The organism is Brevibacillus choshinensis (assembly GCF_016811915.1).
Lineage (GTDB): Bacteria > Bacillota > Bacilli > Brevibacillales > Brevibacillaceae > Brevibacillus > Brevibacillus choshinensis_A.
The window spans coordinates 6,056,087-6,078,945 of sequence record NZ_CP069127.1 but is presented as its reverse complement, the minus strand read 5'-3'; the positions used below and the strand labels follow the sequence as shown (position 1 = coordinate 6,078,945).

Sequence of the window (22,859 nt, the reverse complement as noted above, 5' to 3'; positions counted from 1 at the left end):
AAGTTCTTTTCGCTGCAAGGTGTTCTAGTAGGTTTGATGTTTGTGTAAATATGCCAATCCGCTGCTGGTCAGCTTGATTCCGGATCTGCCTCGCGTGGTCACGATCCATTCCCGCTGTTCCAGCGTCTTGAGACGGGAGCGCATTTGCTGCTCTGTCATTTCCTTTTGCCAACCGCGCGTCTTGTCTGCTATTTTTTTTCTGCCGATCGACTCACCCTGCTGGTTGTGGGCGTAGATGGTCTGCAGGATAAACAGGTATTCGTCTGCATCGCTGGGTAAATCCAATTGCGATAAGGCATCGGGCGAAATGGAACGGGATTGGAGGGAAGGAAGCGAGCTTTCCTGGTGGGAGCTGCGTTGGAAAAAGCTCTCGTCCGGCATGTCGTCTATCGTAATGATCGTTCCATCACAGACGGCAAGCATGTAGTCAATGGTGTTTTTGAGCTCTCTCACATTGCCGTACCAGTTGTATTGAACGAGGCGGTGCATGACTTCGGGCGAAATCTGGATATGGCTTCTTCCGCTTTGCTCCAGAACATGCTTCACCAGATGGGGGATGTCCATTTTGCGGTTGCGCAGCTCAGGCAGATGAATGTAAAGGATTTTCAGTCGGTGGTACAGGTCCGCCCGATAGGTGCCTTGCTCGATCATTTGCAGCAGATTTTTATTCGTCGCTGCTATGACGCGGACGTCAATGGGGATGATCTTGTTGCCGCCGACGCGCATGATTTCCTTTTCCTGCAGGACTCGTAGCAATCTGGCCTGGAGCTTCAGACTGATATCCCCTATTTCATCGAGGAAAAGCGTACCCCCATTGGCTTGCTCGAACAGACCGACCTTTCCCCCTTTTTTGGCCCCGGTAAAAGCCCCTTCTTCGTAGCCGAACAGCTCGCTTTCGACCAGATCATCAGGCAGTGCGCTGAAATTGACCGCTAAAAAAGGACCGTCGCGACGCAGCGATTCATTGTGGATGGCACTCGCGTAAAGCTCCTTGCCAGTTCCGCTCTCTCCTTCAATGAGGACGGTGAGATTGGTTTTGGCGATCTTGGCAGCGATTTGCTTGCACTTTTGAATGCTCGGGCTGACTCCGCGAATATCTTCAAAGCCGTATTTGGCGATATAGCCTTTCTTGACGAGCTCTCGGCGGATGGTTTTTTCCATTTCGATCGTTTCGTGCGCGTTCTTGAAGGTAGCGACGATCGCCCCTTCCGTCTCCAGATAAAAGCGATGGACGATCACGTCTGTGTGGAGAACGGAGAACCAGCCCGACTCCTCCGAGGAATCGTGGAGGATGAACGCCACGAGCTCGGGATTGCGAAAGACATCATGGAGTTTCCTCCCGATGGTTTTGGTCGAGAACATGCCCAGCAAATGCTGCAGATTCTCATTGAATACCGTGATGACCCCTTTGCTGTTCACCGCGAGGATCCCGTCATTGACGCCATCGAGTACTTGCTTCAGGTGTTTGTTCAGCCGATCGGATTCCTTGCTCGTTTGGGAGAGCTTCTGGCTGAGGTCGATGATTTTGCGGATGTATTTATCGGAGACGATATCGCCTTTTTTTTCGAGCAGGTTCAGATGCTGCAAAATGGTCATGACCGTTGTGATGTCGATCAGACGCGGGCCGATATTTACGACTTGCTGAATGAAAGGGGGGACAAGGTTGATTTCTCCAGGAGTGATCGCGATGGATACTTCTGCGTAATTCTTTTTTCCTGGGTAGAACGGATGGTAGTGAATGTGGTTGATCCCGAGCTGCAGCAAGGTCTCGATCGATTCGTAGACCGTTTCGGGAGCGTCATTTACGTACAGCACGTTGGTGTTTTCCGCCAGAAACAGCAGCTTGTCGATGTGCTCGAAATTGACAGTCCGTTTGGCGACGACCACTTTGCTGCCGTCACCGATATAAGGGACGGTCTCCTCTTCAATGGCGGAGGAAGAGAGAATGATCAGTTGGTTAGAAAAGACATGAGGAATCCCTTCTTCCAAAGAGTAATCATGAATGCGGACAAAATCCCCGATGACTTCCTGAAGCTGTCTGACGAGCGTCTTTCTCGTCTCGGTAGTTCCTGTTAGCAAAATCAGCTCTTTGGCGTACAAAATAAGAACCCTCCTGCTCCCATGTAATTGGGTGTTAATGGTGGTTATTGTCGGTGAATCCCCTGTTATTTTTAACCATTATAGAGCTGTTTGTACAGAAAAGATAGAAAATTTAGAATAAAATAGCCGTCCTTCCTTATCTGTAAGGTATTGGCATGGATTGTGCTCATGGATGGAGATGACAGGTACATATTCCATGTCAGCTCTAATGAGGAGGGGGATGTTTTCATGAAAAAAGGAAGGGGCTTACAGATCGGCTTGAGCTGTATACTGCTGGCTGGAATGCTGGCAGCTTGTTCGGCGCCAGCTGAAAAGCCAAAGGAAACGGCAGCGACGGGTTCAGGAGCGCCCGCTGCGACACCGCCGAGCAGCACGCCGCCAGCAGCCGCTCAGACAGAGAAACAAGCGGAGGCCAAGACGATCACGTTGGCGATGGAAGCGGAGCCGATTTCCATGGATCCCCAGAATGTGACCGATGGAAACTCGATTTCGGTGCAGAGCACGATGTACGAGGGGCTTTTGACCTTCACCGACAAGATGGAGCCGGTGCCTTTGCTCGCCACGGAGTACAAATTCAACGAGAACGCCACGGAGCTGACGTTTACCCTGCGCGAGGGAGTGACCTTCCATGACGGTTCCCCTTTCAATGCTGACGTGGTGAAGGCCAATCTTGATTTTGTTCTCGATGAGAAAAATGGGCTGGCGCGGAGAAACTTCTTCTCATTTATCAAAGAAGTCGTCGTGAAAGATCCTACCCATGTCACGATCGTAGCCACGTCCCCGAACTCAACCATGCTCTCTTATCTGGCGCACCCGGCGGCATCGATGAAATCATTGGAGGTCATCAAGAAGAAAAAGGCAGACCCGAACTTCAATCTCGACCGCAATCCGGTGGGAACAGGCCCGTACAAATTTGCGGAATGGAAGGACAATCAATACGTCAAGGTCGTTCCGTTTGAAAACTACTGGAACAAAGACCTGAAAGCAAAAGCCGAGAGCATCGTCTACAAGCCGGTCATCGAGGCCTCTACGCGCATCAACATGCTGAAGGCTGGCGAGACGGATATCGTCACCAAGCTCCCCACGCTGAATGCCAAGGAGATCGCTTCCGACAGCAAATTCAATGTATTTACGGGTCCGTCCCTGAACGTGTATTACGTGGGCATCAACATGCGGGAGAAAAAATATCAGGACAAAAAAGTCCGGCAAGCGATGAACTACGCGATCAACAAGGATGAGCTGATTGCCGGTGTGCTGGATGGGTACGGCAAGGTGGCCGACTCCCCGATCGCTCCGAACACATATGGCTATGCCCAGCAAAAAGTGTATGAATACAATCCTGACCTGGCCAAAAAGATGCTGGCAGAGGCGGGCGTCAAAGACGGTTTTGAAGCGACTCTGTGGACCCGCAATTCCAGTGAATTCATTGCGATCGCGGAAAATGTGGCGATGCAGTTGGGCAAGGTGGGCATCAAGGCCAAGGTGCAGGCGTTTGAAAGCGGGACCTTGTTTGACATGCTCGACAACAACAAAGGAACGGATCTCTGGATCGGCCGCTGGTCACCGGGTACAGGAGAAGTCGACTACGGCATTCGTCCGAACTTCCATACGAAGAGCTTTGGCCCTGCCAACAACAACTCCGGATTCTATAGCAATCCGCAGGTCGACAAGCTGCTGGATGATGCGATATCGACAGCAAACAAAGAGGAATCGCTGAAAAAGTATGCCGAAGTGCAAAAGATCATCGTGGAAGATGCGCCATGGGTGTTCCTGCATGTTCCGGAAAACATCGTGGCCAAGACGAGCAGCGTGTCCAACGTCATGGTGCTTCCGAGTGACACCGTCATTGTCGACAACGCGGAGAAAAAATAAGGCTAAAAGGGAGTCTTGCACGCATGGTCCTCGCTGACAAGGCTGAGGGCCGTGCGTGTCATGTCTTCATGGAGAGGTGAACAGCTTGTTTTCATTCATTGCCAGACGAACAGCCGGAATGGTGCCGATGCTGGTGATCGTCTCCATCATTTCGTTTTTGTTTGTACATCTCACCCCTGGGGATCCCATCCGGATTTTGTACGGAAATGAACTGGATGCCGCAACGTATGAGCTGCTTAAGGAAAAAGAGGGCTTTAACGATCCGCTGTACGTGCAGTATTTCCGCTATGTCGGGCAGGTTGTTCTCGATGGGGATTTTGGGACCTCCTATCGCACCAAAGCAAATGTATCAGACGAAATCTTCCGCCGCTTCTCCTATACGCTGATGCTGACGTTTGCGAGCATGATTTGGGCTGTTGTCATCGGCCTTTTTGTCGGAATCTTATCTGCTGTCAAACGCAATTCCTGGATGGACCGGATCGGGATGGTGTCCGCAATCACGGCTTTGTCCGTGCCTGAGTTCTGGTTTGGGTTGATGCTCATGCAGATCTTTGCTGTACAGCTCGGCTGGTTTCCGACGAGCGGAAGCGGATCGTTCCGTCATTTGATCTTGCCTTCGCTGACGCTCGGATTAGGGGTGGCTGCGATCATTGCGCGCTTTACACGCTCCAGCATTTTGGAGGTGCTACGCGAAGATTTTGTACGGACGGCCAAGGCGAAGGGACAGAAAGCGTGGACCATTGTACTGACGCATGTGCTGCGCAGCGCTTTGATCCCTGTCGTGACGATGACGGGTCTGCAATTCGGCTTTTTGCTCGGCGGGGCAGTCGTGGTCGAGCAAGTCTTTTCCTGGCCAGGTCTCGGCTCATACTTGATCGATTCCATTTTGACGCGGGATTATCCGGTCATACAGGCGCTGATCCTGCTCTTTTCCGTTCAATTTCTGGTGGTCAATCTGATCGTCGATATCAGCTACGGGTTGTTGAATCCGCAAATACGTTACGAGTAGCGAGGAAAATCATGATGCAGACCAAAGAGAACAAATCCCTCTCTCCTTTTCGAGCGTTTCTCAAGAAGTTTGGCAAGCAGCGAGTCGCATCTCTTGCGCTCGGGGTGGTCGCGGTGATCGTAGCAGCAGGCATACTCGCCCCCTGGCTCGCACCTTTTGATCCCTATCGACCGGTTACCGACCAGTATCAGGCGAAAGGAATCGAAGTCAGTCAGATGACAAGCGCGAGTATCCCATTGGAGCTCGTGATGAGTGACGGAAGCAAGAGGGCAGGCAGCGAGATCAGTCAGGTGACAATCGAGAGCAAGGATCGGCAAATCGCGTCCGCGCGGAAAACAGACGGGAGTATCTTAGTCAATGCGGGCGGCGATGGCACCACGACCATACTCGTATCGAGCGGCGAATTGATCTCTCGCTTCAAAGTCGCAGTCTCCGATCAGAGCACGAAGGATGTGTATTTGTCCCAGCTGATCGCTACTGTGCCCAAACAATCACTGCAACCGGGCGAGACCGTCAAATCGGAAGTCTCCGCGATTTTGACGGATGGCAGTGAAATAAAGGGAATCGATCAAGTCGTTGCCTTTGCAGATAAAGACAAAGCCGTAGAGGCATCCAAGCCGGTGTCTACCGATGGATTTTCCAACAGCGGGTTTGCCAATTCCGCGGTGCCTGCGGAGGTCAAGGGCCTGTCCTTTCAATCTGCAGATCCCGAGATTTTGAACGTCAGTCAGGATGGGACGATCCAGGCTGTCGGAGGTGGCATCGGCAAAATCAAAGTGTCTGTGGATGGCATTTCTGCGATCTTGCCGGTCAGTGTGAACGCCCCCATGTCTGAGCCTGTTCCTGTCCGCCTTCAGCCCGGAGAGCTGCAAGTGGACCTGATCAATGGGTACAAGCATCAGCCGCCTTCCAGCCTGCATTGGTTTGGGACGGATCATCAGAATCGGGATATTTTATCGCGCGTGCTGGTAGGGACCAGGGAAACCCTTCTGATCGGATTTGTTTCCGTGGCGATCGGGGCTGCTATCGGTACGGTGCTGGGGCTGATTGCAGGGTATTACGGAAAGTGGATGGATGGGCTCATTACGAGATTCACGGATGTCTTGCTTGCTTTCCCGGGGATTTTGCTAGCCATTGCAGTGATTGCCTTATTGGGACCGGGGATAACAAACATCATTTTTGCGGTGGCGGTATTCACGATCCCGATTTTCATTCGAATTGTACGGGGAAGCGCCTTGGCTTTAAAAGAAATGACCTACGTAGAAGCGGCACGGTCGATCGGCGTCCGCGATTCGGTGATCATCATGAGGCATATATTCCCCGGGACGATGTCCGTGGTGATGGTGTATTTGACGATGCGGATCGGCACAGCCATCCTGATCGGTGCTTCCCTCAGCTTTCTCGGGCTGGGCGGCGACATCACGGCTCCCGAGTGGGGGGCCATGCTCAGTGCAGCAAAGGACAACAGCCGCAACTTGCTGCATCCCACCTTCTTTCCGGGTCTCGCAATCGTCATCACCGTTCTCAGCTTCAACCTGCTGGGAGACGGGCTGCGCGACGCATTAGATCCGAAATTGAAGGACTAGGAGGTGGAGTGCTGTGGAAGAAGCAATGCTGGAGGTAAAAGGGCTCACGATCCAATTTCGCAACGATGAAAAGGAGTACTCCGTCGTACACGGGATTTCTTTTCATGTAAACAAGGGGGAAACCTTGGGACTGGTAGGGGAATCGGGCTGCGGGAAGAGTGTCACATCACTGTCGATCATGGGATTGGTTCCGACTCCGCCTGGGAAGGTCGTCGCTGGCGAAATTCTGTACAAAGGAGTCGATCTGCTCTCCCTCCAGGAAAAGCAGATGAATGAGATACGCGGGAACGAAATCTCCATGATTTTTCAGGAGCCGATGACCTCGCTCACGCCGGTTTTTACGATAGGCAGACAGCTGGATGAGGGGATCCTGCTCCATACCAAGCTGACCAAGAAAGAAGCGAAAGCGCGCTCGATCGAAATGCTCAAGCTGGTAGGGATTCCGCGCGCCGAGCAGATCTACACGAGCTATCCCCATGAATTATCAGGCGGAATGCGGCAGCGTGTCATGATCGCGATGGGCTTGGCTTGTCAGCCCCAGCTGCTGATAGCAGATGAGCCCACGACGGCGCTCGATGTCACCATTCAGGCGCAGATTCTCGATCTCATGCGGGAGCTGAAAGAACAGACAGACACGGCGATCCTGTTCATCACGCACGATTTGGGAGTCGTGGCGGAGATGTGCGACCGTGTGATTGTCATGTATGCAGGGGAGATTGTGGAGGAGGCGGACGTGGATACGCTTTTTCACGATCCGAAGCATCCGTATACGCGTGGACTGATGGAGTCGATCCCGAGCTTGGAAGAAAAGAAGCGACGCCTGTACTCCATTGCCGGTCAGGTCCCGCCTGCCGGGTCGGTCATCAAAGGCTGTCGTTTTCTAGACAGGTGTGATCGTGCGATGGAGCGGTGTGCAAAGGATCATCCCGAATTGCGCGAGCTCAAGCAAGGTCATACTTGCCGCTGCTGGTTGTATGCGGAGTAACGGAGGGCGAACATGACGGAATCACTTTTGGAAGTAAAGCAGCTGCACGTTCATTTTCCGGTGAAAAAGGGCTTCTTTCAGCGAACACAAGGGTATGTCCGCGCAGTCGATGACGTTTCCTTTTCCATTGCCAAAGGAGAGACGTTTGGACTGGTGGGGGAATCCGGCTGCGGCAAATCGACGACGGGGCGAGCGATCCTGAATCTGATCAGGCCAACATCGGGACAGGTGTTGTTTGCCCAAGAAGATTTGTCCTCAATTTCCACAGCGCAGATGAGAGCGAAACGTAAGAACATGCAAATGGTGTTTCAGGACCCGTACGCTTCTCTCAATCCGCGCCTGACCGTTGAGGAAATCCTGGAGGAGCCATTGAAGGCCCATCAGGTCGGCAATCCGGAAGAACGGAAGCAAAAAATTGCGGAAATGATGGATGTCTGCGGCTTGAATCAGTCGTATTTGAAACGATACGCTCACGAATTCTCTGGAGGGCAGCGGCAGCGGATATGCATCGCCCGAGCCTTGATCCTGAAGCCGGAGCTGATCGTGGCTGACGAGCCCGTGTCTGCGCTGGATGTATCGATTCAATCGCAGATTCTGAATTTGCTGCAGGATTTGCAGGAAGAATACCAGCTCACGTACTTGTTCATTTCCCATGATTTGGCTGTCGTCCACCATCTGTGCAATCGATTGGGAGTCATGTATTTAGGGAGAATGGCCGAGATCGGTGCAGCTGAAAAAATCTACGAAAATCCATTGCATCCCTATACGCAGTCTCTGCTTTCGGCCATACCTGCGGCGGACCCGCGGAAGAAAAAAGAGCGTATTCTCTTGCGGGGAGAAGTACCTTCCCCAGCCAACCCGCCACAAGGCTGCGCATTTGTCACCCGATGCCCGAAAGCAAAGGAGATCTGTAAAAAGGAGAGGCCGCTCCTCATCCAAGCAGCTGAGGATCATCTGGTAGCGTGCCACTTGCTGACCTGAGGGGAGGAACTCACATGGAAGAAACATTGGTCGTAGTCAAACGGGGGAGTCATATCGAGAGCGTACATACAGGAAGCATCGCAGTCGTGGATTGGCGCGGGAATTTGCTGTACGGGGTAGGAGATGTTGAGCGCACGACATTTACCCGCTCTTCCCTCAAACCGATTCAAGCGATTCCCCTCGTTCAGTCAGGGGCGGCGGACCGCTTTTTGTTCAATGACAAGGAGATTGCCATTTGCTGCGGCTCTCACAACGGTGAAGAGCAGCACACACAGGTAGTCCGCTCCATGTTGTTCCGCATTGGCTTGCAGGAGGAAAACCTGCAGTGCGGCTCGCATCCCCCATACAGCCAGGAACACTATCTAGAGCTGGTCAAAAAGCACGTAGAGCCGGGTCAAATTCACAATAACTGCTCGGGAAAGCATACGGGCATGCTTGCGCTGGCCATGCATTTGGAAAGCGACATCGCCACCTATCATCAGCTGGAGCATCCCGTTCAGCGAAAAGTGCTGGATACCCTCCTCGAGCTGGCGGAAATCGGGGACGGTCAAGTGCTGACAGGAATCGATGGATGCGGGGTTCCCAATTTTGCGATTCCATTGACGAAGCTGGCCCAAATATTTGCCAAACTGGCGCATCCTGTTGACATCCATTCGCCTTCGCTCAAGAAAGCCATCCAGCGCATTACCCAAGCCATGATGCAGTATCCAGAGATGGTGAGCGGAACGAATGAATTCTGCACGGAGGTCATGAAAGTCACCAAGGGCAGAGTGATCGCGAAGGGTGGGGCAGAGGGGGTGTACAGCCTAGGACTCATGGAGAAAGGGATCGGTATCGCCATAAAGGTAGCGGATGGCAACTGGCGGTCTGCGTACCCTGCTGCCGTGGAGGCTTTGCTGCAGCTAGAGGAGCTGAGTCCTGCAGAAGCGGCTGCGCTACGTGACTTTCACGTGCCTGCAGTCACGAACAGAAAGGGAGAGCATGTGGGAAGTGTGGAGCCCGTTTTTGCTTTGAAAGAAGGGAAAGCGTTTACGAGCTCCGTTTGCATCTAAATGAGAGAGGGAAAAGGGAGGAAGATCCATGATGAGCTTCGTATGGAACAAAGGCTTCTCGAAAGTAGCGGCGATGCTGCTGTCAGCTTTGCTAGCGGTGACACTGGGGATGTCGGAGGCCAACGCTCAGGCAGACACGGAGACGACAAAAGGTAGCTTGGTGATCATCGGCGGTGCCAACGAATCCGATAATGCAGAGCTGTACAACCGCATGATTGAACTGGCAGGAGGAAAGAAGAAGGCAGTCATTGGCATTTTTCCTACGGCGTCAGCCTCGATGAGCTCGTCGAAAGGGATGAAAAAGGATTTCGAAGACTATGGCGTTCCTGCCGATCAGGTGCGCATCATCGAGATCACCGAAGGCAACTACGCAGAGAAAGTGAACAATGATGATGTCGTGAGCCAAATCTCCGAATGCACGGCCTTCTTCTTCGTAGGAGGAGACCAGGCGCGCATTACCAAAGCATTTTATAATCCCGACGGGTCCAACACCAAAGCGTTGGATGCCGTATGGGAAGTGTACCAAAATGGCGGTATGGTAGCGGGCACCTCCGCGGGGGCTGCGATCATGTCCAAAACCATGATTCAAAATGCCACGTCGCTCGAAACGCTCCAGCTGGGCGTGACGTACGAAGAGCAAAATCCGGGACTGTGGGTAACAAAAGGGCTCGGGTTCTTCGATGGAGGAATCGTCGACCAGCATTTCAGCAAGCGCGGTCGCATCGGTCGCCTAGTCGTCGCACTGGTGCAGGAAAAGGTAGATTACGGCTTTGGAATTGATGAGAACTCTGCCATGGTAGTCACCGGCCCGGAAATTGAGGTGATCGGGGAGAGCGGAATGTTTCTGATCGATGCTTCGAAAGCGACTCTCAGCAAAAAGGGAGTCTATCAAAACCTGGACGTATCGTACCTGGAAAAGGGCGACGTTTATAATTACGTGACAAAGAAGTTTACCATCGAGTCATCGAAAACGTTGATTCCAAAAGGGAAAGAGTACTATGAAGGAAACCAGCTGAACACGAACATTTTCGGGCTGGATGCCGCTAAGCTCGCCCTATTGGATGATTTGGCGGATAACACGGCGGATCAGGCACGGGGACTCGCCTTTACCATGGGGCAGAAAAAGGACAAGGGAACGGGAGTCAGCGTCGTGTTCAGCAAGACGAAGGCAACCAAAGGGTACTACGATGCGGACGAGTACGCCTCCTCCATCTTGCATGTCGATATGGAAATCACGCCGATTGAAGTGCAGGTAAAAGAAACAAATGGAGGGAAAAAGTAAACAGGCAGGCGAGGGGATTGGGGAGTTCTCCAATCTCCTTTGCTTTTCTCCTGGCGGAATCGCGCTGCAACGGCTCACCCAAAAACTTGGCGCTGCCAAGTTTTCTAGTGTAAACTGTTCATAATCGATACTTGTCAGGTCGGTGCATCTGATAAGCAGGTAAAGAGGGCGTTGATGATGGCAAAACAAAAAATGAACATCAATGAGCTGTATACCGTGACAGGCAACATCCTGGTCGAAAAAGGGTATGCAGGCTTTCACTTCAAGCTCGTATCCGATCAGCTCAATGTGAGTCGCAGCACCATCTACGAATACTTTTCCAACAAGGACGAGCTGATCGCCTCGCTCATGGTGCATTTGATGGATACAATCATGGCTGAATATGAAGGACTGGACGCCATATCCTCCCCGATGGAAAAGCTGAGAAGCATCTTTGACTCATTTATGAAATACGCACATCTTCACCAGATCCTGCTGTTTGCACCGTTTGTGAACGGCGAGTCTTCCCCAAGTGTAAAAAAGGACTTGGTGACCTTGCGTCAGCAGCACCATACCTTGACACGCGTTTTGACAGAAGTCATCGATTCCTGCAAAGAAGCGGGATCGATTCGCCAAGATATCCCGAGCAGCTTGATCGCCAGCTTGCTGTTCCAAGCGATTCAGATTCCAAAAAGCCGTACGGTACCAGAAGAGGATTGGAACGATATGATCTTCAAGGTCCTTCTGGAGGGATACGGGGCTGAAATGGATAGGAGTGTCTAACGCGTCAGCTGCCTGATGGCAATAGAAAAAGCCTTGTACCCAGTACAAGGCTTTGTTTGATTCCCACCGTTTATTTAAAGAAATTCTCTGCTTCATCCATGGCCATTTTGTTCCCGATTGCCGAGTAATCCAGCCCCTGCTGGGGCGAGGGGTGGATGGCAATGTTCATTTGAGGGGGAATGAGCAGCAGCGTTTTGCGCCCCATTTTCGAGGAGGAGGCATCGATGATGAGTTCTCCATTTCCTTTTGTGCAGTACAAAAGGGTATGGCTATGTAAAATGTCGTCTCTACAGGGACTGTCAGGTGAATAGGAGCGCTTGCCGGATTGTTTGATGTCCAAGAGCGTGTCCCGCAAAAACGGATGAACCTGTTCCCTTTGTGGCATGGCAGAGTTCCTTTCTCAACGGTTCCTTTTCTTAAGGACAATATAATTGATAATAATTATCAATGTCAATGAAATAAAAGTGAGGGAAATCTATCGACAGCATGCCTTTTTCCTTCGAAGGAATGGTAATATGAATAGAAATTTCCACGTTACCTTACCCAAGAAAAGAGGGATGGCATTGCATCTGTTTTACAAGCAGACCTTGCTTCTATTGGACACGGAGCTCGATCGGATCAAAAAGGCGCTGGATCGGCTGCCGCAGGAGCTGGCCTGGAAAAAAGGGAGAGAGAGTACGAACAGCATCGGGAATTTATGCCTGCATCTGGCGGGAAATGAATATCAAAATGTGGTGAGCGCCATCGGGGGCAAGCCTTTTGTCCGCGAGCGCTCGGCCGAGTTTTTGGCGGAGGGAACTCATACGAACGAGGAGCTTTACGCAAGCCTATCCCAGGTCCGGGAGCAATCCCGCCAGGTCATCGAGAGGCTGTCCGACGAGGATTTCCACAGGGTGGTCACCATTGCCTATCCTCCTGGCGCCGGGATTGAGTCCTATCAAAAAACGATACTGGAAATCCTTTATCACACAACCTCTCATTACTCCTACCACACAGGTCAAATCGTGTACATGACCAGACTTTTACAGGATGGCGATGAGCGTTTATTGAGATGGAAACATTGATCTATTGAGGTTTTTGTGTTATTTTGTCGAAATATAATTAAAATTAGATAGGAAAACTATTACTACCTGGAGGGAAAGAAACGTGAAGAAGTCAGCAAGTATTTTGCTAAGCGCAGCACTGGCACTGTCCCTGGCACTCGTGGGCTGTGGCAAGTCAGAAGGGGATCAGGCGGCGAGTCCACAGGCTGGACAAGCTTCTGAAGCAGTGAAAGTAGACATTGGGATGTTGAAACTGACCAGTTCGGCACCTTTGTTCATCGGGATTGAAAAGGGCTTTTTTAAAGAAGAAAACATCGATGCTCAAGCCAAATGGTTCGAAGCAGCTCAGCCGATCGCGGTAGCGACTGCGGCAGGCAGCGTGGATGTAGGTGCGACAGGGATTACCGCTAGCTTGTATAACATGGTTGCCGGCGGCCAAAAGCTGCTCATCGTTGCAGATAAAGGAAGAGAGCAAAAGGGTTACTCCTCCTCCGCTTTGTTGTTCCCAAGCGATTCACCCCTTAAAAGCATTGAAGAGCTAAAGGGCAAAAAGATCGGGATTACCCAAACTGGCTCCACGTACCATTACATGGCCGGCAGACTGCTGGAAAAACACGGCCTGGCTCTGAGCGACGTACAGCTGGTCCCGCTGAACAGCATCAAAGGCCTGATGGAAGCACTGAAAAGCAAGCAGGTGGACGCGATCCTGCTGAACGAGCCGAACATCTCTACCGTCGTGAAAGAGGGCTATGGAAAAGTCATCGCGCAAGTAGGCGACGAGATGGACTACCAGACTTCGGGCATTTTCTTCTCTCCAAAGCTGGCTGAAAACAAGGATGCCGCTGAACGCTTCCTCAAAGCGTATGCCAAAGCGACTCGTTACTACTACGACGCTGTATTGACCCAAAAGGATGGAAAAATCGTACCAGGTGCCAACTACGATGAAGTCGTCGGCATTATCGCGAAATACACCGATCAAGAGCCGGATATGATCAAAAAAGGTCTGCCGTACATTGACCGTGACGGAAAACTGCTGGAGTCTGACATCAAGACACAGGTAGATTGGTATGCCAAAGAAAAACTGATCGACAAAGCGATCGACACGACCGAGATCGTGAACACTCAATTGCTTGATGAAGCTGTGCAGAAATTAGGGAAGTGACCGCAATGAGAATCGTTGTTGAAAACGTCGACAAAACGTTTGTAGACTCGAAGAAAAGAGAAGTGACTGCCCTTACCAACATCAACTTTTCCATTGAAAAGGAAGAGTTCGTCGTTCTGGTAGGACCAAGCGGCTGCGGCAAGTCCACCCTGTTGAACATCGTGGGTGGACTGATGTCCCCAACGAGGGGAACAGTGTACTTCGAAGGAACGAATGGCAAGAAACCCAGCTTGGGGATCGTATTTCAGGAAATCGCGCTGTTCCCTTGGCGGAGCGTTTATGAAAATGTGATCTTCGGGCTGGAGGAGAGCGGAGCCAGCAAGCAGGAGCAGCAGGAAAAAGGGAAGCATTACATCGAGATGGTGGGCCTCAGCGGCTTTGAGAATGCCTATCCGAAGCAGCTGTCCGGCGGGATGAGACAGCGCGCAGGGATTGCACGCGCGCTGGCGATCGAGCCTGACCTGCTGCTGATGGACGAGCCTTTTTCCGCGTTGGATGCACAGACACGCACCATCATGCAGGAAGAGCTCTTGACCATCTGGAATCGCACGAAGCTCAGCACACTCTATGTGACGCATAACATTCAGGAAGCCGTGTATTTGGCGGATCGGGTCATTGTCCTGTCGAGACATCCGGGCCAGATCAAGAGCATCATTCAGATTGATTTGCCGAAAATCGGCCGTGATCAAGAGCAGTACCGAGCGCAATTTGAAAAGTATGCCGACGAGATCTGGCAGCTCATTCGCCACGATGCCCAAGAAGCATCGAGGGAGGGGTAACAAGATGTCTGAACAACGACAAGTCATTACGAACCGTGTAGCCTTTTTGGAAACCAAAATCCCCAGTTACGCAGCGGTGTTGGGAATTGCCTGTCTGCTCGTGCTCTGGGAAATTGTCTGCCGCATGGAGATTGTGCCGCCGCTGTTTTTGCCTGCACCGACAGCCATTTTGACCGCGGCTTGGGATATGATCGCGAGCGGTGAGCTGTACAAGGATCTGGTGGCCAGTCTGTACCGGATTGGTGTCGGGTATGCCATCGGAGCGGCCTTGGGCGTTCTCGCGGGCCTCATCCTCGGGTTCTCCCGCTGGACGGATGCGATCATGACCCCGATCGTCTACTCCATTTATCCGATTCCAAAGATCGCCCTGCTGCCTCTGATCATCCTGTGGATGGGGATCGGGGAAATGCCAAAGGTCGCGATCATTGCCCTGGGCGTCTTTTTCCCGGTGGTCATCAACACCTTTTCCGGCGTGAAAAACGTCGACCCGATGCTGATCAAGGCTGCCGTGACATTTGGCTCCAATCACCTGAATGTCATTCGCAAAGTGATCCTGCCAGGCTCGCTGCCTATGATTTTCGCAGGTTTGAAGCTTTCGGCGGGGACGTCCCTGCTGCTGCTCGTGTCTGCGGAGATGGTAGCGGCGCAGGAAGGCATCGGTGCAATGGTGCTGCACTACGGGAACCTCATGATTACGACCAAGCTCATGGTAGGGGTACTGATTCTGTCCCTGCTCGGCTTGACGTTCAACCGTGTCCTGCAATGGCTGGAGCGTAAGCTGATCCCGTGGAAATAGCATAGAAATGAGCGAAAGTGGTCCCGATGCGGGGCCACTTTTTTTAAGAATCAGCTCCTTTGCGGAGATAGCCAAGCGACCCAGTATGTGGCGGGAGTAGTCGAGTTTTCTTTCGGAGTCGGAATGATGATTGGCTCGGTTCTTTTGAGCAGCTAGGGCGCAAAGAAATTCTGCCGACTTCCGGGTACGTCGCTTTTGTATTGATTGCAGGCATGATGGCTGAGCTTTTGGGAGTGGCCACGTGGTTTGCCATCTCCGGCATCCTGATTGTCATGATTGGCATCGGGACCTACTTTGTTCCCGCGGTTCGAGGGTTGAGAAAAGAGGAGGCTTCCTAATCGAGTCGGCTCGTTATTGACAGAACTGTGACGTATCTGCCGGGACGTTGGTAATACACGCATTCCAAAATTATAATAAGGACAACAACTGTGTGTGAAAAGAGGACACTATGGAACGTCATGATATGTTGGAAGCCGCCGAGCGCTTCATCCGCACGTGCTACGGCGAGCTGGAGAAAACACCGCAGGAAATCGAGCAGCGTCTGACGGAAGTGCGAAAATCGATTGCAGACCAAGGTACGTACGAGCATACGTCGGAAGAACTGCGGCATGGGGCGAAAATGGCATGGCGCAACAGCAATCGCTGCATCGGTCGATTTTTCTGGGAAACGCTGCACGTCTTTGATGCGCGCGGGGCAAAGACAGAGGAAGAAATGGCAGAGGCGCTGCTTCGCCATATCGAATACGCCTCGAACGCAGGAAAGATTCGGCCGGCCATCACGGTCTTTGCTCAGCATCAAGAGGGGAATCCGCAGCCACGCATCTGGAATCACCAGCTGATCCGTTATGCCGGATACGAAACCGAGCACGGTGTGCTGGGAGATCCGGCGTCATTCGAATTGACGAAGCTATGCGAAAGTCTGGGCTGGAAGGGTGAAGGAACCCATTTTGACATTCTCCCACTGGTCGTTCAGGTGGGCGATCGAAGGCCCCGATTTTTTGAGATTCCGCGCGAGCTGGTGATTGAGGTCCCGATCGTGCACCCGGATCTCCCTGCGTTTGCCGATCTGCATCTGAAATGGTACGGGGTCCCCATCGTTTCTGACATGCGCATGGAAATCGGGGGGATCGATTACTTGGCCGCTCCGTTTAACGGATGGTACATGGGGACGGAAATTGGCGCGAGGAACTTCGCTGACCAGCAGCGCTACAACTTGCTTCCGAGAGTGGCTCAGCTCATGAGCCTGGATACCAGCAGAGAATCGACGCTCTGGAAGGACAAGGCGCTGGTGGAGTTGAATGTTGCCGTACTCCATTCCTTTAAGGAAAAAGGGGTGTCCATCGTCGATCACCATACGGCGAGTCAACAATTTCAGCGGTTTGAGGAGAAAGAAAAGAAAAAGGACCGCGCCGTCACAGGCGATTGGACGTGGCTGATTCCACCCATTTCTCCGGCCGCCACACACATTTTCCACAGCTCCTATGAGAACCGGATGAAATCCCCGAACTTCCACTATCAGGAGAAGCCGCAGTACCCCTATGAATAACGAGAGCCCCCGCAACCGAGTAAGCAGGAATGCTTCCGGAAAAAACGGGGGCTCTTTTTTTATCCATTGGATGTGAGCTTAGCGATTGTAGTAGCTGCTGATGGCCTGAATGAGGCCGAGCGGGTTTTTGCGCAAGTCTTTGGCGCTGAAGAATACACTGCCCTGCACTTCAGGATGAAGCGTATTGTAGTCGAGCTGGTTGATGATTTCCTGCGCGTTTTGCCAGCCAGCCTCTGTCGTCCCGAGCTTGTATGGAGAGTGCCCGATATAGAGCTTCACATTGGTCCCGCGAACTTCATCAGACCACCAGGTGACGAGCTTGTCGTACTGGGCGGGCGCGAAGGAAAGGCTCCAATAGATCTGCGGAGTGACATAGTCCATCCAGCCCTGCTTGATCCAGGTGCGCACATCTGCATACATGTTGTCGTACGCCGTGACGCCAGCTTTCGTGTCGGAGCCGGTTGGATCGACGGCTTTATTGCGCCATACGCCGAACGGACTGATCCCGAACTGCACGCCTGGCTTCACGCTTTTGATGGAGCTGTTCAGCTGCTGCACGAACTGATTGATATTATCACGTCGCCAGTCCGCTTTGCTCGCGATTTTTTTGCTGTTGTACGTCTTGTAGGTGGCATCGTCATTAAAGGTGCCGTTGGACGGATAGAAATAGTCATCCAGATGGACCCCGTCGATGTCGTACTTCTGCACGACTTCCATAATTTCTTTTATGATCTGCTGGCGTGCTTGTGGGATTCCCGGATTGATGTACAGCTTGCTGCTGGAATTGACAATCCAGTCAGGGTGCTGCTTTACGACATGATTGGCTGCCAGCTGATCGGTCTTGGCGTCTGTATTTGCACGGAATGGATTGAACCAAGCGTGGAACTCCATGCCGCGTCTGTGTGTTTCCTCAATCATGAACGCGAGCGGATCGTATCCCGGATTTTTGCCTTGGGTACCCGTCAACACTTTGGACCACGGTACGAGCGAGGACGGATACAGCGCATCGGCAGAAGGACGCACCTGCACAAAAACAGTGTTCATGCCCATGCCCTGCAGCTCATCCAGCAGCTGGACGTACTCCTGCTTCTGCTTGGCTTGATTGCCATAAGAGCCGGTGGATGGCCAGTCGAGATTGAATACCGTGGAGATCCATACACCGCGCAGGGAGCTGCCGGTGTCGACAGGCGTAGTCGGAACCGGGGTTGGATCGGGTTCTGTTACGGGGATATCGATCTCCCCATCAGATGGCGTGTCGATGTCGATGGCGTCTGTCCGCAGTGTAATCGTCCGTGTGGCTTGCTCCCAACTCACTTTTAGGCCAAGCTGTTCAGAAACAAAGCGGAGAGGAACCATGACCCGCCCCTGTTTGTTTTGCGCCGACGCATCCAGCTGCACGGTGCTATCGTTGACCAATGCGTAGGTTTGATTCACTGTCATGGACAATACGGTGTCTTGTTTCAGGATCGTCGCTGTTTGCTTGCTTTGATCCCAGTAAACCTCGGCGCCCAGACTCTCGCTGATTACCCGCAGGGGCACCATTGTGACGTTTATCTTGGGAAGTATGTAGGGGGCGACGTCACTTTTGACCTGCTGTCCGTCTAAGTAAATGCTGATCTCGGGTGTTGATTGTGCCTGCACGGATAGGCCCATCGCGGGCATGCACAGGACGAACATGAGCAAAAGCGTAAACCACTTGCGCAACTTCATTTTGCCAATCCTCCGACAAGTATTGTTTTGCGTACAAAAGGGGAACTTTACATAAGGTTTAGACGTTTATTATAGCGCTTTGTTTCGATAGAAAGAGGGGACAATTGTATCAATTTCATAGATTTCCGAGGAGTAAAAAAAGAGAAACGGAACCAGCCAAGCCAATTTCGAATAGGCAAAGACATAGAGGTTTTTTTCCTGCAGCAGATTTAAAGAAAGGAATCGAACATGCAAAAGATGCCGATTGTTTTCGTCCCTGGGTTGTTTGGTTCCATGAGTGATCAGATCGTATCGGGGACAGGGGATTGGAACTTTGGTCTGGCGAAAACAGCGTACGAGCCCGTGATTAGCATGCTGGGAAACATGGGGTACCGGTTGGGGAAAGAGCTGTTCATCGCTTTTTACGACTGGAGGCAGCCCATTGCGTTTACGGCGGAATATCTCGTGCAGACGATCGCTTGGGCGAAGCAGGTCACGGGTTATGGCATGGTGAATGTCGTTTGCCACAGCATGGGGGGGCTCGTCGCGAGATCCTATGTGCAAAGCGATACGTACCTGGGAGATGTAGCGCAGCTGATCATCCTGGCTACGCCGAATGCGGGCTCGCCAGTCAGCTATTGCTATTGGGCAGGGGGCAAGCTGCCAGCATCGGTTGCGCCTAGAAAGAACCTCGTCGAGCTGTATATGGCAGTCTATTTGGCGTATTTGGAGCGCGGTCTTCCTCGCAACAAGATCGAGGCACTCCATCGGAATTTCCCCAGTCTGCTTGATCTGGCACCGGCAAGGGCGTATGGAGACTATTTGCTGGAAGAAAGAGACGGAATGGAGATGTTTGTTCCCTACGACTACATGCTCGTAAAAAACCGGGTGCTGGATGAGTTGAACAGCCAGATGGATGTGATTCCCGCGCGGGGGATACCCGTCACGCTTGTAGCGGGCATCGGGCAAAGCACCATTCAATACCTGAAGACAGTCCCGTCTCTGTCACCGGTGAAATGGGTCGACGGTAGAGTGGTGGGATCGATCAACAGCAAGATGGGGGACGGCAATGTGATGATGGATAGTGTTTTTGCTTTGAATGGGGAGAAATACGTGGTGGAGGCCAATCACCTCGATATATTGACGAAGAGCGAATCGATTTTAAAATACAAGCTTCAGTAGGAAGTCATGACCCTCTTGCTCCCGCTGAAGCTTGTGGCTTCTTACTGAAAGAAAAAAAGCTTCCGCAGGAGTGCAAAGGGACGCAGCCTTTTCTCCTGTAGAAGCTTTTTCTTATGGGGTCGGAGCCAGAATCCAGCCTTCCTTCCCGTCAAACTGGATCTGATACCAGCCGTTCAAATTCGTGACGATCTGGATGGAGCTGTCCAAGGAGACACGCCCGATGATTTCATAGTCATTTCCGGGGCCAGCGTATACGTCTGCGATGGAGTTGCCGTGTGCGTCTGCATCAGAGCCGCCGCTTTGCCCCTCGCTTTGGGAGCCGGTCGTATCAGGTTCCACTGCTTCTTCCGAGTCGGGCTGAAGATCTGCCAGCTTCTCGCGGTACGCCAGTCCTTTTTCCCCCAGCTGGAAAGAGGCAATCTCATTCTCCCCTTTGCCCGCCGCATTCTTTACAATGACCTGCTCAGCATCTTCTGCCGACAATTCGTCCGCCTCGATAGAGAAGCGGGTTAGAAATGCATTCCGTGATAAATCGGGCATGATCCCCACATACGAATAGGGTCGTTCCTTCCCAGCCGTCTGCACGAGAAGAATGGGATTTTCGTTGCCATCCCGCAGCTTGGATAGCGTGAGGGTAAAGTCTGCGTCGACGTCCAGGGCTTGATCCATGTACACCGGATTGTCGTCATCCGAAAGCTTTGCTGCGAGGTAGAGGTGATGCTCCGCTTCGTCCACACCGATCGCGTATTGCTTGGCACCCCAATGATCACGGCCTGTTACAAAAGAATCGAAGGTTTTGTCCGGGTATTTCATTTGCAGCAGACGGGTAGGATCGTATTCCGTCCAGCGCTCTTCCACCCCTTTGATCAGGGAGGACGTGTCCAGCAGTCCGCTGAGCATCTGGTACAAGTCCATTGCTTTCGTAAATTGATGGGCCTTGGCGTACTGCTCCGCCTGCTTGACCCGATTTTCCAGATAGCCCTCGATTGTCGCCAAAACGTCTGAGCCGTCAGGGAGCACATCTTTAATCTGCTGATAAGCTTTTGCCATGGTCACAAAACCAGACAGGTCCTTTTCCTTGATGGCTTGGTTGATTTCACTGAGGGCGTATCGCTCCAGCTGTTTTTGCAGCCATTCAGCCGTGATTCCCTCTTGCCTGTACTGCTTGATGCTGTTGGCCGTGCGTGTGATGACATCTTCAAAGGAGAGTGACGTGCCCAACTTCTGCAGCTTTGCCGTTTCATAGCGCTGAAAGAGTGCATTCAATTCCTCTTCCTTTTGTGCCTTTCCACCGAAAAATTCATCCGGGATGAGGACCAGTGTATGAACAAAGGACTCGTTCTCCGTGCCGGGATCTGCCTTTCGCATGTGCGCTTTTGCTTGATTCAGGGCTTGCAGATAATAATCGCTCCAGCCCTTTTCCAGACCGAGCTTGGCCGACACCGACTGAAAAAAGGAGGCTGCCTGTTTATCCTGCTGCTTCAAAGTTTCCTGCTTGAAGGATTGATAGCGGCGATAGGTTTCGAGGACCTCTTCTTCCTTTTTATCTCCGATGGCAGCCTGGGCAGCTTGCTTGAACCCCTCGAGCTGGAGTCGGATGGAGGTCAGGCCGGACATAAAGGCAGTCCACTCTTTTTCACCATATTCGATCGACGAGTACTCATCAGCCTGGGAGAAGGTTTGCTCCGCAGCAAGCAGGTTGTCCGCTTTGTAGTAGGCGAGGGCCTGATCATACAGCTTGATCTTCTTGAGGCTCCCATCGATTTTCAGCGCCACGAAGATCAGGGCGACGACAACGGCCGTGAGCATCAAATTGCGGACCCAAATCGATTTTTGATCGGAAGTGATCACGTGTGGCTCACTCCTTTACAAAATGCCCGCAAAATCGGGGTCAAAGGCGTATTGCGTATCGATTCGTTTTTTCGTCGCTGCATACAAGAGCTCCCATCCTTCATGGCGATGAGCGTGAGCCAGTCTGGCCAGCCGCAGCAGCCGTTCCCGCGGAATGTAGTCGATAAATTCGATGATCAGATCCTGGTACTGCGTAATGTAGGGCTTCATGCGCAGGGCTGCGCCTGCGATCTGTCCCATCAGCTGCTCCCCGTTTTCCTGCAAAAGGATATAGGACTTGTAGCGTCTGACGTAATCGAGCACCGATTTTTTGACGAGGGATGGCTGTACCTTGACCACCTCGCGCAAATACGCGACGAAATCTTTGTCGTACGTGCTCGGGATGAGCGACTCCAGCTCCAGCTCCATGTCCTTGCGCAGGATAAAGTGATTGAGGAACATGATTTTGCGTATTTTGACCGTGTCCGATGAAATGAAATGCCCGATTTCACGCGTCTTTTCGTAAGCATCCTTGATTCGCTGGGCTTTCACATCCGCTCCCACGTCCTCGAGATGATGCACGAGGGCGGTTTTGATGGCAGCTTGTTCCTGGGTAAGAAAAGAGAGGAACTGAGCGTCTCTTTCATAGGAGCCATATTTTTTCTGCATCAGGAAAAAGAGAGTCAACAAGAGCAGGCCAACCGCTCCGGCAATCAGCAGCTGTGCGAGAGTTTTCGCGCTAAGAGCAGCCAGACAAATGAAAAGCGCGAGCAGCAAAAAGCGGGTCTGCACGTAGCGGCGTGTGACCGCAGCCGATCGCTTGCGGATGGGCTCGTATTCCCGGCCGCACTCCTCACAGTGCGTGTCCCATAGCACGTGATACGTATGGCAGTGCTTGCAAGCCTGCAGGCGTTCAAAGGTATGGGCTGTTTTTCGCGTCTTTCGAAACAGCACCCCGATTTTCTTCCTCATGGTCGGTCCCTCTTTTCATTCAGCAAGGCATGAAGATGTTGATCGATGTCCCTTTCGGAGAGGTTTCGCCGCTTCAACTGAAGCAGCTTGGTGAAACGGACAGCGAGCAGTACAAAAGCTGCAGCGAGCAGGAAGTAGGTTACCATATTTTTCTCCCATGAATTGATAGTGTCGAAATCTGTAACAAAGAAAGAAGTTGTATCGTATTACGTGATAGAGGCAATCATCTAT

The 22,859-nt window shown here is 52.1% G+C and carries 21 protein-coding genes; 15 read left to right on the top strand and 6 right to left on the bottom strand.

What is annotated here, in order from left to right; translation table 11 throughout:
- Positions 1-24 precede the first annotated feature (24 nt).
- Positions 25-2,100: a sigma-54 interaction domain-containing protein gene (locus JNE38_RS30060; protein WP_203354669.1), complete on the bottom strand. Its 2,076-nt coding sequence runs from the start codon at positions 2,098-2,100 to the stop codon at positions 25-27.
- 228 nt (positions 2,101-2,328) lie between these two features.
- Between JNE38_RS30060 and JNE38_RS30055 the strand changes: the two genes are divergently transcribed.
- The 8 genes from JNE38_RS30055 to JNE38_RS30020 all read left to right on the top strand — a co-directional run bounded on the left by JNE38_RS30055 (position 2,329) and on the right by JNE38_RS30020 (position 11,629).
- Positions 2,329-3,972 carry a glutathione ABC transporter substrate-binding protein gene (locus tag JNE38_RS30055; RefSeq protein WP_203354668.1) on the top strand — a complete coding sequence of 548 codons (1,644 nt, stop codon included), beginning with the start codon at positions 2,329-2,331 and terminating at the stop codon, positions 3,970-3,972.
- Between the two features lie 85 nt (positions 3,973-4,057).
- Positions 4,058-4,981: a nickel ABC transporter permease gene (nikB, locus tag JNE38_RS30050; RefSeq protein ID WP_203354667.1), complete on the top strand. Its 924-nt coding sequence runs from the start codon at positions 4,058-4,060 to the stop codon at positions 4,979-4,981.
- Between the two features lie 11 nt (positions 4,982-4,992).
- Complete coding sequence (locus JNE38_RS30045; protein WP_238933517.1) at positions 4,993-6,567, top strand: ABC transporter permease subunit; 1,575 nt, start codon at positions 4,993-4,995, stop codon at positions 6,565-6,567.
- Between the two features lie 13 nt (positions 6,568-6,580).
- Positions 6,581-7,552: an ABC transporter ATP-binding protein gene (locus JNE38_RS30040; protein WP_238933516.1), complete on the top strand. Its 972-nt coding sequence runs from the start codon at positions 6,581-6,583 to the stop codon at positions 7,550-7,552.
- A 12-nt stretch (positions 7,553-7,564) separates the two neighbouring features.
- Complete coding sequence (locus JNE38_RS30035; protein ID WP_203354666.1) at positions 7,565-8,533, top strand: ABC transporter ATP-binding protein; 969 nt, start codon at positions 7,565-7,567, stop codon at positions 8,531-8,533.
- Between the two features lie 14 nt (positions 8,534-8,547).
- Positions 8,548-9,585: an asparaginase gene (locus JNE38_RS30030; protein ID WP_203354665.1), complete on the top strand. Its 1,038-nt coding sequence runs from the start codon at positions 8,548-8,550 to the stop codon at positions 9,583-9,585.
- Between the two features lie 28 nt (positions 9,586-9,613).
- Complete coding sequence (locus JNE38_RS30025; RefSeq protein WP_203354664.1) at positions 9,614-10,867, top strand: cyanophycinase; 1,254 nt, start codon at positions 9,614-9,616, stop codon at positions 10,865-10,867.
- Between the two features lie 174 nt (positions 10,868-11,041).
- Positions 11,042-11,629 carry a TetR/AcrR family transcriptional regulator gene (locus tag JNE38_RS30020; protein WP_238933515.1) on the top strand — a complete coding sequence of 196 codons (588 nt, stop codon included), beginning with the start codon at positions 11,042-11,044 and terminating at the stop codon, positions 11,627-11,629.
- A 70-nt stretch (positions 11,630-11,699) separates the two neighbouring features.
- Here the strand turns inward: JNE38_RS30020 and JNE38_RS30015 are convergent, their stop codons facing one another.
- A complete protein-coding gene (locus tag JNE38_RS30015) occupies positions 11,700-12,014 on the bottom strand; it encodes a hypothetical protein (protein WP_203354663.1) in 315 nt (104 codons plus the stop codon).
- A 130-nt stretch (positions 12,015-12,144) separates the two neighbouring features.
- On the opposite strand from JNE38_RS30015, the gene JNE38_RS30010 reads away from it, so the two are divergent.
- From JNE38_RS30010 to JNE38_RS29990, 6 genes are all read left to right on the top strand, one after another.
- Complete coding sequence (locus JNE38_RS30010) at positions 12,145-12,693, top strand: DinB family protein (protein ID WP_238933514.1); 549 nt, start codon at positions 12,145-12,147, stop codon at positions 12,691-12,693.
- 82 nt (positions 12,694-12,775) lie between these two features.
- Positions 12,776-13,834: an ABC transporter substrate-binding protein gene (locus JNE38_RS30005; protein WP_203354662.1), complete on the top strand. Its 1,059-nt coding sequence runs from the start codon at positions 12,776-12,778 to the stop codon at positions 13,832-13,834.
- Between the two features lie 5 nt (positions 13,835-13,839).
- On the top strand, positions 13,840-14,613 hold the full coding sequence (locus JNE38_RS30000) for an ABC transporter ATP-binding protein (protein ID WP_203354661.1): 774 nt from the start codon (positions 13,840-13,842) through the stop codon (positions 14,611-14,613).
- Between the two features lie 4 nt (positions 14,614-14,617).
- Positions 14,618-15,409 carry an ABC transporter permease gene (locus JNE38_RS29995; RefSeq protein ID WP_203354660.1) on the top strand — a complete coding sequence of 264 codons (792 nt, stop codon included), beginning with the start codon at positions 14,618-14,620 and terminating at the stop codon, positions 15,407-15,409.
- 212 nt (positions 15,410-15,621) lie between these two features.
- The gene (locus tag JNE38_RS31030) at positions 15,622-15,747 is read left to right on the top strand and encodes a hypothetical protein (protein ID WP_275296667.1); all 126 of its coding nucleotides are present in this window, start codon (positions 15,622-15,624) and stop codon (positions 15,745-15,747) included.
- Positions 15,748-15,857: 110 nt separating this feature from the next.
- The gene (locus JNE38_RS29990) at positions 15,858-16,955 is read left to right on the top strand and encodes a nitric oxide synthase oxygenase (RefSeq protein WP_203354659.1); all 1,098 of its coding nucleotides are present in this window, start codon (positions 15,858-15,860) and stop codon (positions 16,953-16,955) included.
- Between the two features lie 78 nt (positions 16,956-17,033).
- Here the strand turns inward: JNE38_RS29990 and JNE38_RS29985 are convergent, their stop codons facing one another.
- Positions 17,034-18,665: a family 10 glycosylhydrolase gene (locus JNE38_RS29985; protein ID WP_203354658.1), complete on the bottom strand. Its 1,632-nt coding sequence runs from the start codon at positions 18,663-18,665 to the stop codon at positions 17,034-17,036.
- A gap of 228 nt (positions 18,666-18,893) precedes the next feature.
- Here JNE38_RS29985 and JNE38_RS29980 point away from each other — a divergent pair, with 228 nt between their 5' ends.
- On the top strand, positions 18,894-19,826 hold the full coding sequence (locus JNE38_RS29980) for an esterase/lipase family protein (protein WP_203354657.1): 933 nt from the start codon (positions 18,894-18,896) through the stop codon (positions 19,824-19,826).
- 111 nt (positions 19,827-19,937) lie between these two features.
- Here the strand turns inward: JNE38_RS29980 and JNE38_RS29975 are convergent, their stop codons facing one another.
- From JNE38_RS29975 to JNE38_RS29965, 3 genes are read right to left on the bottom strand one after another with little or no spacing between them, the layout of a single operon-like run.
- Positions 19,938-21,677, bottom strand: a complete 1,740-nt coding sequence (locus JNE38_RS29975; RefSeq protein WP_238933513.1) for an SH3 domain-containing protein — start codon at positions 21,675-21,677, stop codon at positions 19,938-19,940.
- Positions 21,678-21,692: 15 nt separating this feature from the next.
- Positions 21,693-22,628 carry a hypothetical protein gene (locus JNE38_RS29970; RefSeq protein WP_203354656.1) on the bottom strand — a complete coding sequence of 312 codons (936 nt, stop codon included), beginning with the start codon at positions 22,626-22,628 and terminating at the stop codon, positions 21,693-21,695.
- Positions 22,625-22,774 carry a hypothetical protein gene (locus JNE38_RS29965; protein ID WP_203354655.1) on the bottom strand — a complete coding sequence of 50 codons (150 nt, stop codon included), beginning with the start codon at positions 22,772-22,774 and terminating at the stop codon, positions 22,625-22,627. Before JNE38_RS29965 ends, JNE38_RS29970 begins: the two co-directional genes overlap by 4 nt.
- Between the last annotated feature and the right edge of the window lie 85 nt (positions 22,775-22,859).